The 13,713-nt window shown below is 45.6% G+C and carries 12 protein-coding genes and 15 tRNA genes; 26 read left to right on the top strand and 1 reads right to left on the bottom strand.

Annotated elements, in window-relative coordinates:
* The first annotated feature begins 26 nt into the window (after positions 1 to 26).
* From JNUCC31_RS09550 to JNUCC31_RS09475, 16 genes are all read left to right on the top strand, one after another.
* A tRNA-Asn gene (locus JNUCC31_RS09550) sits at positions 27 to 102 on the top strand.
* 3 nt (positions 103 to 105) lie between these two features.
* A tRNA-Ser gene (locus JNUCC31_RS09545) sits at positions 106 to 197 on the top strand.
* A 6-nt stretch (positions 198 to 203) separates the two neighbouring features.
* Positions 204 to 275 (top strand) — tRNA-Glu (locus JNUCC31_RS09540).
* Between the two features lie 67 nt (positions 276 to 342).
* A tRNA-Val gene (locus tag JNUCC31_RS09535) sits at positions 343 to 418 on the top strand.
* A gap of 20 nt (positions 419 to 438) precedes the next feature.
* Positions 439 to 512: transfer RNA gene (locus JNUCC31_RS09530), tRNA-Met, on the top strand.
* Between the two features lie 27 nt (positions 513 to 539).
* Positions 540 to 617, top strand: a tRNA-Asp gene (locus JNUCC31_RS09525).
* Between the two features lie 92 nt (positions 618 to 709).
* Positions 710 to 785, top strand: a tRNA-Phe gene (locus JNUCC31_RS09520).
* 20 nt (positions 786 to 805) lie between these two features.
* Positions 806 to 881, top strand: a tRNA-Thr gene (locus JNUCC31_RS09515).
* A 9-nt stretch (positions 882 to 890) separates the two neighbouring features.
* Positions 891 to 976: transfer RNA gene (locus JNUCC31_RS09510), tRNA-Tyr, on the top strand.
* A 7-nt stretch (positions 977 to 983) separates the two neighbouring features.
* Positions 984 to 1,057, top strand: a tRNA-Trp gene (locus JNUCC31_RS09505).
* 28 nt (positions 1,058 to 1,085) lie between these two features.
* Positions 1,086 to 1,158, top strand: a tRNA-His gene (locus tag JNUCC31_RS09500).
* Between the two features lie 13 nt (positions 1,159 to 1,171).
* Positions 1,172 to 1,246 (top strand) — tRNA-Gln (locus JNUCC31_RS09495).
* Between the two features lie 4 nt (positions 1,247 to 1,250).
* A tRNA-Gly gene (locus JNUCC31_RS09490) sits at positions 1,251 to 1,325 on the top strand.
* 6 nt (positions 1,326 to 1,331) lie between these two features.
* Positions 1,332 to 1,405, top strand: a tRNA-Cys gene (locus JNUCC31_RS09485).
* Positions 1,406 to 1,413: 8 nt separating this feature from the next.
* Positions 1,414 to 1,492 (top strand) — tRNA-Leu (locus JNUCC31_RS09480).
* A gap of 248 nt (positions 1,493 to 1,740) precedes the next feature.
* Complete coding sequence (locus tag JNUCC31_RS09475) at positions 1,741 to 2,667, top strand: class I SAM-dependent methyltransferase (protein ID WP_192270722.1); 927 nt, start codon at positions 1,741 to 1,743, stop codon at positions 2,665 to 2,667.
* 163 nt (positions 2,668 to 2,830) lie between these two features.
* Here JNUCC31_RS09475 and JNUCC31_RS09470 read toward each other — a convergent pair whose 3' ends face one another.
* Positions 2,831 to 5,188, bottom strand: a complete 2,358-nt coding sequence (locus JNUCC31_RS09470; protein WP_228469595.1) for a helix-turn-helix domain-containing protein — start codon at positions 5,186 to 5,188, stop codon at positions 2,831 to 2,833.
* Positions 5,189 to 5,705: 517 nt separating this feature from the next.
* On the opposite strand from JNUCC31_RS09470, the gene JNUCC31_RS09465 reads away from it, so the two are divergent.
* The 10 genes from JNUCC31_RS09465 to zwf all read left to right on the top strand — a co-directional run bounded on the left by JNUCC31_RS09465 (position 5,706) and on the right by zwf (position 13,536).
* A complete protein-coding gene (locus tag JNUCC31_RS09465) occupies positions 5,706 to 6,014 on the top strand; it encodes a LiaF transmembrane domain-containing protein (RefSeq protein ID WP_192270720.1) in 309 nt (102 codons plus the stop codon).
* A gap of 34 nt (positions 6,015 to 6,048) precedes the next feature.
* Positions 6,049 to 6,720: a PspA/IM30 family protein gene (locus JNUCC31_RS09460; RefSeq protein ID WP_192270719.1), complete on the top strand. Its 672-nt coding sequence runs from the start codon at positions 6,049 to 6,051 to the stop codon at positions 6,718 to 6,720.
* A gap of 4 nt (positions 6,721 to 6,724) precedes the next feature.
* Complete coding sequence (locus tag JNUCC31_RS09455) at positions 6,725 to 6,961, top strand: PspC domain-containing protein (protein WP_062324036.1); 237 nt, start codon at positions 6,725 to 6,727, stop codon at positions 6,959 to 6,961.
* Between the two features lie 17 nt (positions 6,962 to 6,978).
* On the top strand, positions 6,979 to 7,479 hold the full coding sequence (locus JNUCC31_RS09450; protein WP_192270718.1) for a PspC domain-containing protein: 501 nt from the start codon (positions 6,979 to 6,981) through the stop codon (positions 7,477 to 7,479).
* 1 nt (position 7,480) lies between these two features.
* Positions 7,481 to 8,188 (top strand): PspA/IM30 family protein, encoded by a 708-nt coding sequence (locus JNUCC31_RS09445; protein ID WP_192270717.1) that lies wholly within the window; start codon positions 7,481 to 7,483, stop codon positions 8,186 to 8,188.
* A 149-nt stretch (positions 8,189 to 8,337) separates the two neighbouring features.
* Positions 8,338 to 8,985 (top strand): cell wall-active antibiotics response protein LiaF, encoded by a 648-nt coding sequence (liaF, locus tag JNUCC31_RS09440; protein ID WP_192270715.1) that lies wholly within the window; start codon positions 8,338 to 8,340, stop codon positions 8,983 to 8,985.
* Positions 8,986 to 9,019: 34 nt separating this feature from the next.
* A complete protein-coding gene (locus tag JNUCC31_RS09435; RefSeq protein ID WP_192270713.1) occupies positions 9,020 to 10,141 on the top strand; it encodes a sensor histidine kinase in 1,122 nt (373 codons plus the stop codon).
* Positions 10,071 to 10,751: a response regulator transcription factor gene (locus JNUCC31_RS09430; protein ID WP_192270711.1), complete on the top strand. Its 681-nt coding sequence runs from the start codon at positions 10,071 to 10,073 to the stop codon at positions 10,749 to 10,751. Before JNUCC31_RS09435 ends, JNUCC31_RS09430 begins: the two co-directional genes overlap by 71 nt.
* A gap of 249 nt (positions 10,752 to 11,000) precedes the next feature.
* Positions 11,001 to 11,738, top strand: coding sequence for a YwmB family TATA-box binding protein (locus JNUCC31_RS09425; RefSeq protein ID WP_192270709.1), 738 nt, complete (start codon positions 11,001 to 11,003; stop codon positions 11,736 to 11,738).
* Positions 11,739 to 11,985: 247 nt separating this feature from the next.
* Complete coding sequence (zwf, locus tag JNUCC31_RS09420; protein ID WP_192270707.1) at positions 11,986 to 13,536, top strand: glucose-6-phosphate dehydrogenase; 1,551 nt, start codon at positions 11,986 to 11,988, stop codon at positions 13,534 to 13,536.
* Positions 13,537 to 13,713: the final 177 nt, after the last annotated feature.

Below are 13,713 nucleotides of genomic sequence, written 5' to 3'. Positions count from 1 at the left end.
TTCAGAGAATAATCTCTGAAGCATATTCCCTGATAGCTCAGTTGGTAGAGCACTCGACTGTTAATCGAGTTGTCACAGGTTCGAGCCCTGTTCGGGGAGCCATATGGAGAGGTGTCCGAGTTGGCCGAAGGAGCACGATTGGAAATCGTGTAGGCGCCACAAGCGTCTCGAGGGTTCGAATCCCTCTCTCTCCGCCATAGTAAGGCCCGTTGGTCAAGGGGTTAAGACACCTCCCTTTCACGGAGGTAACAGGGGTTCGAATCCCCTACGGGTCATATTTAACTTCAAAAAAGAAGTTGATTTTCACAGCAGTTTTATGATAAGATCATAAATGTGTTGTTCGGAGGCTTAGCTCAGCTGGGAGAGCATCTGCCTTACAAGCAGAGGGTCGGGGGTTCGATCCCCTCAGCCTCCACCATATAGCTTTTTAAATAACGACGCGGGGTGGAGCAGCCCGGTAGCTCGTCGGGCTCATAACCCGAAGGCCGCAGGTTCAAATCCTGCCCCCGCAATTATACTTTCTTTCAAGAAAGTGATCTGGAACCGTGGTGTAGTTGGCCTAACATGCCTGCCTGTCACGCAGGAGATCGCGGGTTCGAATCCCGTCGGTTCCGCCATTTTTGCTCTACATGAGGAAGCTGTTCACTAGATCTGATATATGGCCGACGCCCTAGATAAAGTGTAACGTTTCAGGATTAAACTTTATTATGGCTCGGTAGCTCAGTCGGTAGAGCAGAGGACTGAAAATCCTCGTGTCGGCGGTTCGATTCCGTCCCGAGCCACCATTATAACTACAACTTCATACGCCGGTGTAGCTCAACTGGTAGAGCAACTGACTTGTAATCAGTAGGTTGGGGGTTCAAGTCCTCTCGCCGGCACCATGTAATCCTGGAGGATTAGCGAAGTGGCCAAACGCATCAGACTGTAAATCTGCTCCCGTACGGGTTCGGTGGTTCGAATCCATCATCCTCCACCAGTTTTATAGGGGCATAGTTTAAAGGTAGAACAACGGTCTCCAAAACCGTTGGTGTGGGTTCAATTCCTGCTGCCCCTGCCAATTAATTTTTAGAACATACCGTATTATGGCGATCGTGGCGAAGTGGTTAACGCACCGGTTTGTGGATCCGGCATTCGGGGGTTCAATTCCCCTCGATCGCCCCTTTGTTTTTTTTGGGGATTAGCCAAGCGGTAAGGCAACGGACTTTGACTCCGTCATGCATAGGTTCAAATCCTATATCCCCAGCCATTATGCGGACGTGGCTCAGCGGTAGAGCATCGCCTTGCCAAGGCGAGGGTCGCGGGTTCGATTCCCGTCGTCCGCTCCAAAATATGGCGCCATAGCCAAGTGGTAAGGCACAGCTCTGCAAAAGCTTTATCCCCAGTTCGAATCTGGGTGGCGCCTCCAGTATATATGCCGGCGTGGCGGAATGGCAGACGCGCTCGACTCAAAATCGAGTGGGAAACCGTGGAGGTTCGAGTCCTCTCGCCGGTATATCTAATAGACCTACAGATTGCTTCTGCAATTTGTAGGTCTATTTTTTTGGTTATTTCGTTTCCGTTTGTGTTACAAAGGTGCATTTTCTTATATATTGACGTATAGTCTGATTAGGTATATTGTAGATAAGTAAAGTCTTTGTTTAGATTTATTAAAGATATTAGAGCTCCCTGAAGTTCTTTGTTTTGAGTTTATTAAACGTTATTGTTTAATTCTATGCTTATTAAAGAAAAGGAGTGAAGCACGTGTCTGAGGAAAAAGAAGTATCCAAGTATGCTGAAATTTTATTCGATCTGGCTGCATGGGAGGAAGCGTGGAAGAATCAGTCGACAGAATCACAATACAAACAGAAGAGTTCCTCACCGGACAAAGAAGAAGCATTTGAACGATGGGCCAGGGAATATCATCAACAGTCGTTTACTGAACAGGGAAAGCAAAGATCTGAACGCATTATAGGATGGATTGAAAATCAGGGAGTAGATCTTAATGATTTATCGATATTGGACATTGGAGCAGCCTCAGGTATCTTTACCATCCCCTTTGCAAACAGAGGAGCAACGGTTACAGCTGTAGAACCATCGAAACTGCTCAATTCATTAATGAAAGAGACGATTCCACCGTCCTTACAATCCAGTATAGATATTGTGTCAGAACGGTTCGAGGATATATCGATTCAGGAAAAGAACTGGGAAAAGAAATATGACTTCGCATTTGCATCCATGTGCCCGGCGATGTCGAATTGGGAAACGATTGAACAGGCGATCAGCACTGCCCGAAAATATGTTTATATTAGCACGATGGCCGGAGCGAGAGAGCACTCACTAATAGATGATCTTAAAGAGGTACTGGGTGTCTACCCAGCATATAACGCGGGAGATATGGGATATATACAACAGCTGCTATACCTGAAAGATTATTCTTATACCACCTTAATCACCAAAGAAACAAGTTATATTGAGATGTCTGTTGAGGAAGTTGTTGATAAGCTACAGGAATGGCTTAGCACGCACGAACTGCCAACGGGTGAAGGTTCTCTTGCCCTGGCTGAGGAATATGTAAGAGACACTTACAAGGAGGGTGTGGTTACATTCTCACGCGGAGGGAAGTTCGGTAAAATTCTGATTCAATTGGAGCAACCGAATATGAAAGTTGTACGTACCCAAGAGCAGTAAATCATATGCTGTAATAAACATTATAGATGAAGTGAAAAGGGAGCAATTATACTGCTCCCTTTTTGATGGTTATATATAGAACAACGTTCTTTCGCTAAGCAACATTAACTTCTTCTATAAATAGACCACGTTTACTTCATCCCCAAAAGTCCTGTTTACTTCTTCAAGGACACAGATCAGCTTTTTGCTTACGCTCTCTGTATTGTCCAGGCGTAATCCCTTCCCATTTTCGGAAAGAACGAATAAAGTTCTGGGGGTTATTATAACAAAGGCGTGCGGCGATATCCTTAACCGTTAGGTCGCTTTCATCCAGCCACTTTTTAGCCATACTGAAGCGGTACTTCGTCAGATACTCACTGAATGCACAGCCTGTCTCTTTACGGAATACACTACTTAGATAGTTTGCATTGTAGTGAAGTCTTGATGCGCACTCCTCCAACGTCAGATCTTTATCGTACTCTTGTTGAACCATGGCTATCATTTTCTCGGATATATGTTGATATTGGGCATACTGTCTTTCCTTTAATATGAGAATGATCGGGTTGATAATATGGTCGTTAAACCATTGTTCTACCTCGGCAGCGTACTGTAGAGCATGAAGTTCATTGAAAATTGATCCATGGCCTTGGGAGATCTGTCCCAGTCGTATACCAGATTCCTGCATTATCTGCAAAATATGTGTCAGCAATCGGTTAAGCGCTACCTGATATTCTTCTGGTGTACATTCTACGCCAAACAGTACTTGAAGCAACTGGTGGAGAAGAGAGGCGGAGTATGCTTCATCTGCGCTTTGGATAGCCTGTATGAGCTTATATTCCAGTGATTCGGGATAATGCAGTGACCAAGTGGGTGTACGATGATCAATTGCTTCAAATTGAAAGATAATGCCTGTGCCCAGTTTCATGCGATGCTTGAGCGCTTCAAGGGCCTCTGTATAGGCCTGCGGTATTTGCAATAGGGAGGTATGGGGCTGACTAAATCCAATGCTTACTTGAAGGTTAAGGATCTCCCTGATCTGATGTTGTAGTTGTTCTGTTAACGTATACAGTTGCTTTGAAAAACGAACATGATCTTGTTCAGAGGTACCGAGGATCGTGACGACGGCGTGTTCATATACAACAGGGAGCAGCTGTTGTTCAGCAAGTATGCTCTCCTCCAGTATATTTTGAATGGCGAATAGCAGAAGATCCCGATCCTTGGCATTATATTTGGTGTGATTCAAGAGATCTGCCTGCACTGTCACAACGGCTATTTGTTGCCATTCTTTAAGATGTGATTCATATCCATATTCCCCCAGTGAATCATGAATAGTGGCTGGTGCATTTTTGCCCAGAAGCAGGTTGATTAGAAAATGAGTATGAATCTGCAACTTATATTGATTTAATTTGTTTTCAAGCTGAGATTGGGATGCCGACAGTTGTGAAACGCCAGCTCTGATTTGCTCGAATTCATCCATATGAAATATAGAAATGGTTTTATAATGACCTTTGGACCATCGTTTGTCACCAAGTTGTATAAGAAGTTGACGAATTGGGATGTGCATTCGCCTCGATCCGATCCATGATAGCAACAGTGAAAGAAGTAGCATAGCAACGCTGATATACATGGTGTGTAACCCGATCTGAACATACTCATGGGTAAGGATGTTTGTAGGCGAAATGAGAATATAGGTCCATCCTTTTAGAGAAGAGTGCGTATAGGACAACGAGTAATCAGTGTCTGCAATACGTACCTCACGTTGACCTGAAGAGGCAGCTAACGCACGCATAGATAACAATTCACTAAAGTTGTCCCTCGAATCGTTGTCCCATATTCCTGCTGTGGCCAGAGGCTGTCCAATATAACTGGGATCGGGATGAACCATAATACGTTGTTCACGATTCAGAATGATAAGTCCAGCGGCAGAACTGTCCAGAGAATCCTCTTCCAGTGGTTTTTGCAGTGAACATGCAGGAATTCCAGCAATTAGAGCCGCATCGGAAGAAGCATCTACATTGGGTATCGATCTGGCAAGTGCAATATGATAGATGCATCCTGAGTTCATTATGCGCTCCTCGTTGTTAAAAATGGAGGAGGGGGTGAGCTGCCAGCCGGAAGTGAGCGTGTTCGATAACAAGTCCTTCATGGGAAGAGTTAAGGGAAAATCAGTATTAAGGTATAGGCCAGCATGATCGATAAGCCAATCCTGGGTCTGATTAACGAGTGTAATATCCATTAGAGGCTCCCATGACCTCATATTCTTGAATTCGGTCTGTAACTTTTCAGCAAACAAAGGCCCGATGCCTTGGGCCGATGATGATGAAGAAGTTAGCGAATGGAGCGTGTCCGGTGATCGAACGGCCTGATCGAGCATATAGCTTACGGTTGCAAGTTTATGCTCCACATTGGTTTGCATTTGGATTAACAGTTGTTTATTGGCTTGAGCACGATGCAGCTCCGATTGTTTTGAAGAATAGATAAAAGCTGCGATTCCCGTTAACAGAATGGGAAGGGTACTTAACAAGATTCCGAAGACTATCATTTTATGTAAATAGCTGAATGATCGCACAGGTTCACTCCTGACATTTGAAGTAGTCACACTTCCTATTTTAGTAAACGCTTACATATAGAACAATCTAAATTTTGTTTATTTGGATAAAAAAGTAATAAATGTCCAGTTGAAAATTAAGGTGAAGAACATGCCCGATTGTATTTCAATTCTTTTTGGCTTTTATGGATGGTGTACTGGGAAACGTCAGTCGGGGGGATAACGTAGATAAGAGGTATGGACGTCATATCATACGGGGTGAACTGGGCTTGAGGAAGGGGGAAAAGACACAGCTAAGGCCTTTATTTCCGTGCAGTGGTCAACGGTCTGATCCAGGGATAGTCAAAGGTCCAACCTGATCCCCGACCTGAGTCTAGGATGAAAAACCGTCCACGGTCTGTTTTGAAAAGTCGCAGTTTCCCCTAGAATAAGGACATAAGGTTAAACAAGAAACAAACGAACAAACAATCAAACCAAAATTAACGAACCGAAAGGGTGGTGAACAACAATTATGAGATGGAATAAAGGAAATGGCTGGGCGGTTGTACTGATTGCGCTGGGTGCACTTCTCCTCTTCGGAAAGTTAACTCCGCTACTGGGACACTTAATGGGTTATCTGATTCCGGTCCTGATGATTGCACTTGGATACTACGGAGTTAAACGAGGAAATGTACTGCTTGGATGGATTGTTCTTTTCATCGGTATCCTCTCCCTGCTTGGCAAACTGGCCTGGTTGATCGGACCGATCATCGCAATCGGGTTAATCATCTTCGGATTCTCCATGTTAAGTAATAATCGAAGTCGTCGTGGCCGTTACTAAGCTTTCACGATCATGAAAAGGAGGACAGATTAAAATGAGTGTATTTCGTCGAATGCGGGATATTACCGTAGCTACTTTAAATGAACATTTGGAGCAAAGTCAGGACCCAGTCAAACTGATTGATCAGTTTCTGGTCTCGACCCGCCAAGACATCGGTGAAGCCGAGAAGCTTCGTCATCAATATGCAAGCCATACCAGACAAATGAAACAACAAGCGGATCAGGCAGCAGGTATGGTACACAAACGGGAAGAACAGGCTTCCATGGCTTTGAAAGCAGGCGAGGAGCATTTGGCCAAACTTGCTTTACAGGAGAAAATTCTCCACGAGGAAAAAATGGAGCAATACAATGAATTGTACGCACAAAGCAATGCAGCATTACAGGAACTAGATGAACAGATCGACCAACTGAAAGTGGAGTATCAAAATGTATACAGCAAACGTCAATACTACTATGCTCGTATGCAAACGATCCAATTGCAGCAACGAATGAATCAGAGAGGTCATTACAACGGTCAGAATGTACCTCGTATGTTCAACCGGCTGGACGATCAGGTATCTGATCTCGAATATGAGGCACAAAGTCTTCGGGATTTGCGACGTATGAGTCAGGATGGGGCAGGAACATCTGGCACCATGTCATCCTCTGCGCTGGACAAAGAACTGGAGCGACTGAAGCAAAAACTTAACAATGACAGAAAGGAGTAGACGAATGAATAAACTTTACCGCTCATCGCGTAATCGTATGCTGACGGGGTTGATCGGCGGCATTTCTGAAAATCTCGGATTTAGTTCCACGCTGCTGCGTATCATTTTCTTCATCAGTATTTTCGCTACGGGAGGTACATCATTGCTGATCTACTTCATCGCTGCATTGGTCGTGCCAAAAGAATCCTATCACGCTGATCCATATGCTTATGGTGCGGATCACGTAAGAGGATACAAGTAAACGAAAGGAGCAAGCAGATGAGCAAATTATACCGCTCAACGCGTGACCGGATGCTGACAGGATTATGTGGTGGGATATCCGAGTCGATCGGCATGGATTCAACCTTGCTGCGTATCATCTTTGTTATCAGTATCTTCGTAACTGGCGGCACGTCGTTGTTAATCTACTTTATCGCAGCATTGGTGGTACCGAAAGAGCCATATCCACCTTATGATCCATACGGCTATGGCCCGGGTCCTGGCGCTGGCAGAGGATACAATAACTTTGATCACGAGCCGCCAAGAGGTCCTTTTCAAAACAACCCTAATCAAGGTCCTGGAAACTTTGGTCCCGGCCCAGGATATAACAACAGACCTCAGCCTGGTCCACGTTCTTATAACAACAACGCCTTTGGAACAGGCTCACAGCAAGAAAGTGAACTGGATTCCATGATGAAAGATATTGAGAAAAAAGCATTGAAAAAAGAAGTTGAAGAGCTTCGCCAAAAATTATCTCGTTACGAGAAGGGAGAAAAGTAAAATGGGAGTATTTAAACGGATTAAGGATATGACTAAAGCGTCGGTAAACGATATGTTGGATAAAGTGGAAGACCCGATTGTAATGTTGAACCAGTACCTGCGTGATATGGAGGCTGAAATTCATGAGGCTGAGGTAACGGTTGCCAAACAAATGGCGAACGAGCGTCGCATGAAACAACGTCTGGACGAGGCAGAACGTACATCGGTACAACGTGAATCCCAAGCAGAAGCTGCACTTGCTAATGGTCAGGAAGAAGTGGCACGCAAATTGCTGGAAGAGAAAATCTACTTTGATCAAAAAATTACGGAGTACAGTGAACTGCATGCACAGTCCGAAGCACAAGCGAAAGATCTGCTGCAACAACTGCATGACATGAAAGATGAGTTCTACAAAATGCGTAACAAACGCAATGAACTCGTATCCCGTGCACAAATGGCGAAAGCCAAAAAACAAATGTCTCAAATCAACAGTTTACATTCGATCGAGAGTGGTGGCGCATCCCTTGGATTCCACCGCATGGAAGAGAAAATCATGCAAATGGAAGCGGAAGCGGATGTGATCCGTGCACCTTACCGCAATACACAATCGACGTATACGAATCCTGTAGATACGGAAAAGCAGTTCAAAGTGGATCAACAACTGCAAGCTCTGAAAAACAAAATCGGCAATGGTGCCAAGAATGAAACGGGCGGTACTTCAAAAGAATAACTGTTCGCTCAGCAGACAATATGATATTCTATAATTCGTGAATAAAGAACGGTTTGTAGAACAAAGGTTAAGCCATACAGGTGTTCGATGCCTGATATGGCTTTTCCGTCGAATTGGGAAGATCAACTTACAGAGGAGGTGCGGCAGATATGAATAAAAAAGGTCAATGGCTTGCAGTGATTATCATTGTCATCGGCATGTTGATGTTACTGAATCGAAATATAAACCTGCTGACCGTCGCCGCACTGATTCTGTTAACGATAGGTATGGTTCAAGTTCGTAAGGGAGACACCCACAAAGGATATCGCTATCTGGGTATTGGTGCAGCACTGCTGTTGCTTGATAATCTGATGATTGTTTTTCTGATTGTACTGGCTTCACTGGCTTATTTTTATTCCAAAAACAAAAAGATTCATTTAGATGGGAATGTTATGCGTAAGCAAAACTTCATGGCTCGGTACTATTGGGATCAGGCACCATGGACATTGCGTAGTATGAGCCTATGGCACGCCATGGGTGAAATCAATGCAGATCTGTCACTTTCTCTCCCGGAAGAGAAACAAACGATTGTACTTTTGCAAGGGGTTATGGGGAATGTTCGTCTGACACTGCCTGAAGATTATGGTGTTGAAATTGAGGCATCGGTACTCTTTGGACGGATTAGCCTGAATGGAGAGCAGGATAGTGGCATGATGAACAAATTAGTATGGAGAACTCCTGGATACGAGTCCAGTGAACATAAAGCAAAATTTGTCATTTCGTATATTGTTGGCGACCTAAACATCAGTAATCCGTAATAAGTTAAATAGGTGAAGAAAGGAGGAGACCCTGATGAAGACAAAACGACATACCGACATGGTAACCCGAAGTATGGGTGAAGGGGTCCTCCTTGTTTTCATTGTGCTCGCCGTGATTTTGTATGTATTGTATACATATGGTTACCTGGCTCCTTTTGCAGGTTGGAGGCATCTGATTCAATCGGGTCTGGCATTATTGCTGCTCCTGATTGGTATGGGGGCGGTCTTCGGATTTTATCAAAGTTACCGGGTTAAACGCAGGCTTGAACTGTTGCGAGAGACGCTGTTGCAATGGGAAAAAGGTTCACTCTCACGTACCGTGCCGGACCTTGGTATTGATGATGTCGGCCGGTTAAGTGAGCAGCTAGGACGTATCGGCAAAAAGTGGGAGGATCAGGTCTCCTCACTGCAAAGACTGTCAACGAATAACGCCCAGCTCGCTGAACAGGCCAGAATAACAGCCATTGTAGAAGAGAGGCAGCGACTGGCTCGAGAACTGCATGATGCGGTATCGCAGCAGTTGTTCGCCATTTCCATGACGGCAACAGCGGTTGGACGGAAGATGGAAACGGATTTTGAGCGTGCTAAGAGGCAGATCGCTTTGATTGAAGAGATGGCATCGGTTGCCCAGTCCGAGATGCGTGCATTATTGCTGCATTTGCGACCCGTCTATCTGGAGGGTAAACATCTGGAACAAGGTTTGCGTGATCTTGTAATGGAACTGAAAACAAAGGTTCCTATGGATATTGTGCTTGAAATGGATGAGGACATTCATCTGATCAAGGGCATTGAGAATCATCTGTTCCGTATTATACAGGAAGCGATGTCCAATACATTACGGCATGCCAAAGCGGAGAAAATGGAAATTCGTCTTCAGCGCCGTACTGATGCGATTCGGGTACTCATTCGTGATGATGGTCAGGGCTTCGATCTGGATGAAAATAAGCAAGCTTCCTATGGCTTGGCTAATATGCGTGAACGGGTCACTGAAATTGGCGGAGCCATACAATTTGTAACAGCGCCAGGTAAGGGAACGCGGATTGAGATTACGATACCTTTGATGAGCGATGAAAGCGAGGAAGAACATGTCAATAGAAACGGGAATAGAAACGGAGACGGAAGCGGAAACGTCGATCAAAGTGTTGCTCGTGGATGATCATGAGATGGTACGTATTGGCCTCGCTGCGGTGCTGGATACCGAGGATGGCATCGAAGTGGTGGGGGAAGCGGGCAGCGGTGAGGAAGGCATTCGGCTGGCACAGGAGTACAAACCTGATGTTGTCCTGATGGATCTCGTCATGGAGGGTATGGACGGTATTGAAGCGACTCGGCAGCTGCTTAAAATGTATCCGGAATGCAAGGTTATTGTGCTGACCAGTTATCTAGATGATGAAAAAATGTATCCGGTTATTGAGGCAGGAGCCTTTAGCTATCTGTTGAAAACATCAAGAGCCAATGAGGTGGCAGATGCGATCCGTGCAGCAGCACGCGGGCAATCGGTTCTGGAGTCTCAGGTGGCGTCCAAAATGATGAATCGTTTCCGACAGCCACAGGCAGCCGCACCCGCTCATAATGAATTGACCGATCGAGAGATGGATGTACTTCGGTTGGTGGCGAAAGGAAAGTCTAACCAGGACATCGCCGATGAACTCATTATCGGGATCAAAACAGTAAAATTCCATGTCACGAATATACTCGCAAAATTGGGTGTCGATGATCGTACACAGGCAGCCATCTATGCTTACAAGAATGGACTTGCGGAGTAGGTCCTGAAGTGTGTGAAACTTGAGGGATGCACTATTGGTATGTTGAGCAGATCAGGTGAAATGGAAAAATTCTTCGGGTAGAACCTCATCGGAAGTATTATTCTGCCCATTATATGAGATAAGAGGTCCGATCAACCATGAAAGTGGTTGATCGGGCTTTTTTTGTATCTCAAAAAAGTTTAGCAAATGAGGAATGGGGGCATGCTGATTGATAGATTCATAGAATGCAAGAAAGAGCGGAGGATTCATATGTTAAATCGATGGATGACGGCAGGCATACTGGCATTGGCAATCATTATACTTGTAGGCATGACTCATGTGTACGCGGAGAAGACAGAATCCGAAGCAGGCAAGCTGGAACAATTGATGAAGACTGCAGATACAGCAATCGATCATGCGGAGCGCCTAGTCATTAAATGGCAAGGGGAAGGCCATGGCGATGCGAGAGATCAAGCGGAGATGCTCGCTCATCGGCTTGGAATGCAGCAACCTGAACGTGGTCGGCAAACAGGCCATGATGTATACCGCAGTGAGAGGGTTGCCGATGGCCAGCAGGCAGGTATCCTGATAAATGTAGTCATCACAGGAGAAAACGAATATTACGCGATCGTCCAGATATCAGGCAATGGACGTACAGATCAGCACTTGTTAACCACATTACATGAACAGGTATCCCGGTTGCTTACCAACTCGGGAATGAAGGCAGCATGGAATTTCGCTGTACAGGGGACAGGTGCAGTGGAAAGTGGCGCCAGCAGTCAATTGGAGCAAATCGAGGAGCAGTTGTCTGGAGATATGGACATGCGAGCGATAGAGCGTTATACGGATACCAGCACTGCCAGCGTATCCTATGAGGCTTCAGGTCTGCCGGTAGCGATTAAGAGCGGTCCGCATAACTTGAATATGCAATTGGCGGTCCATCAGGATGGAGAAAAGGGGATTAATCGGGTTACAGTAGGTTTCCCAGTGATCACGATTGAATATTAATGCCATATTAACGCGAATTTATAAACTTGATCGTGAATTTTTATCGATGAAAATTCCATGAATTGTGGAAAAATATTGATAACATTTCTCGGGAAAATTAGTGCAACCCATGAGGCTTTATGCTAAAATGGCATCACATCCAAGAAGGGAATTTGCTGGTAATTGACGGTTGTATGTTGCGTATATAACACCATTACATAGCTCGGGGAGAGTGTGAAGATGTCTTCCCGGAAAGAAAGAGGAGCCCATGGTCGAAAAACAAATGCAAGATGAAGTGCAGACACCAGGTGCAGTATTTTTCATTTTTGGAGCAACGGGTGATTTGGCCCGCCGGAAGCTGTTTCCGGCGATCTACAGTCTATATCGTGAAGGCAAGCTGGCCGAAGACTTTGCGGTTATTGGTGTAGCGCGTCGCCCGAGGTCACCAGAAGAATTCCGGGAAGACATCTATGATTCCATTAAAGAGTTCTGTCGCTATCCGGCGGGGGAGCCCGATGAGTGGAATGCTTTTGTCGAACATTTTGAGTATAAGTCACTAGATATCAATAACGTGGACGGTTTCAAAGAGTTACGTGAGCAGACGGAGAGTCTGGAAGCAAAGTTTAACACACCAGGTAATCGCTTGTTCTATCTGGCGCTGGCTCCTGAGCTCTTCGGCAGCGTCTCGTATAGTTTGCGGGATGGCGGGATGCTGGAGAGTCGCGGGTGGAATCGACTTGTGATCGAGAAACCATTTGGGTATGATCTGCAATCTGCTGAGCATCTGAATGAGCAAATCCGTGAAGTGTTCCGTGAGGAAGAGATTTATCGGATTGACCACTATCTGGGCAAGGAAATGGTGCAGAATATCGAAGTGATTCGCTTTGGAAATGCCTTTTTTGAGCCGCTATGGAATAACAAACATATTGCCAACGTCCAGATTACACTGGGAGAAACGGTCGGAGTAGAAGAACGCGGTGGATACTACGATCACTCCGGTGCCTTGCGTGATATGGGGCAGAACCATATGCTGCAGATGTTGACGATGATTGCAATGGAGCCGCCAAGCCGTTTATTCCCTGAAGACATCCGCGATGAGAAGGTCAAGGTACTGCGTTCTCTGCGTGCGTTCACTTCGGATGAAGAAGTAAGCACTAACGTTGTGCGCGGGCAGTATACGGAAGGGGAGTATCGTGGCAAGCAGCTTCCCGGTTATCGCCAGGAGGACAAGGTTGATCCGGAATCCAATACGGAAACATACTTTGCTGCACGTGTATTTGTAGATAATTTCCGCTGGGCAGGTGTGCCCTTCTATATTCGGACAGGCAAGCGTCTTCCTGTGAAAACAACCGAGATTGTAGTTGAGTTCAAATCCATGCCAAGCAATGTATATCTGGGCAAAAAGTATAAGCTGGAGCCGAATCTGCTCGTGATCCGGGTGAATCCGATGGAAGGCATTTATATCAAAATCAATGCCAAGAAACCGGGTTCAGACTCCGAGATTCAGCCGCTGGCCATGGACTTCTGTCAGAGCTGTATGATCGGAATCAACTCGCCGGAGGCGTATGAACGTCTGCTGCATGATGCCGCAGAAGGAGACTCGACCTACTTTACCCGTTGGGATGAAGTCGCAACAGCGTGGTCCTTCGTAGACCGGATCGCGGCAGCTTGGGCGGAGAATCAAGGGGAGCTGCATATGTATCCGGCAGGTACGTGGGGGCCGGAAGCGACAGGTAAACTGCTGGAGCAGGATGGGTTCCATTGGTGGCCGGTGAACGGTCAGGATGAAGACAATGTCGTTTGGCAAGTGAACAATTAACGGAGGTTGCATAACTTCCCGGACGCATGGAATGGATGAGATCAGAGTAAGTCATTTTATTGGTGACAGGATAACCTGTTCTATATAAGACTTGGAAAGAACGTAGAGATGCGATCTTTTCAGGTCTTTTTTTTTGCGTTGGAGAAGTGGGGGGATGTAAACCTTGAAATATAATAA

The organism is Paenibacillus sp. JNUCC-31 (genome assembly GCF_014844075.1).
Taxonomy (GTDB): Bacteria; Bacillota; Bacilli; order Paenibacillales; family Paenibacillaceae; genus Paenibacillus.
This window is presented reverse-complemented; position numbering and strand designations above follow the sequence as displayed.

What these genes read in the sequence shown, in the direction of transcription:
- JNUCC31_RS09455 (WP_062324036.1), top strand. Translation starts at nt 6,725, where the DNA reads ATGAATAAACTTTACCGCTCATCGCGTAATCGTATGCTGACGGGGTTG.
- zwf (WP_192270707.1), top strand. Translation starts at nt 11,986, where the DNA reads ATGGTCGAAAAACAAATGCAAGATGAAGTGCAGACACCAGGTGCAGTA.
- JNUCC31_RS09430 (WP_192270711.1), top strand. Translation starts at nt 10,071, where the DNA reads ATGTCAATAGAAACGGGAATAGAAACGGAGACGGAAGCGGAAACGTCG.
- JNUCC31_RS09460 (WP_192270719.1), top strand. Translation starts at nt 6,049, where the DNA reads ATGAGTGTATTTCGTCGAATGCGGGATATTACCGTAGCTACTTTAAAT.
- JNUCC31_RS09425 (WP_192270709.1), top strand. Translation starts at nt 11,001, where the DNA reads ATGTTAAATCGATGGATGACGGCAGGCATACTGGCATTGGCAATCATT.
- JNUCC31_RS09450 (WP_192270718.1), top strand. Translation starts at nt 6,979, where the DNA reads ATGAGCAAATTATACCGCTCAACGCGTGACCGGATGCTGACAGGATTA.
- JNUCC31_RS09445 (WP_192270717.1), top strand. Translation starts at nt 7,481, where the DNA reads ATGGGAGTATTTAAACGGATTAAGGATATGACTAAAGCGTCGGTAAAC.
- JNUCC31_RS09435 (WP_192270713.1), top strand. Translation starts at nt 9,020, where the DNA reads ATGAAGACAAAACGACATACCGACATGGTAACCCGAAGTATGGGTGAA.
- liaF (WP_192270715.1), top strand. Translation starts at nt 8,338, where the DNA reads ATGAATAAAAAAGGTCAATGGCTTGCAGTGATTATCATTGTCATCGGC.
- JNUCC31_RS09465 (WP_192270720.1), top strand. Translation starts at nt 5,706, where the DNA reads ATGAGATGGAATAAAGGAAATGGCTGGGCGGTTGTACTGATTGCGCTG.
- JNUCC31_RS09470 (WP_228469595.1), bottom strand. Translation starts at nt 5,188, where the DNA reads ATGATAGTCTTCGGAATCTTGTTAAGTACCCTTCCCATTCTGTTAACG.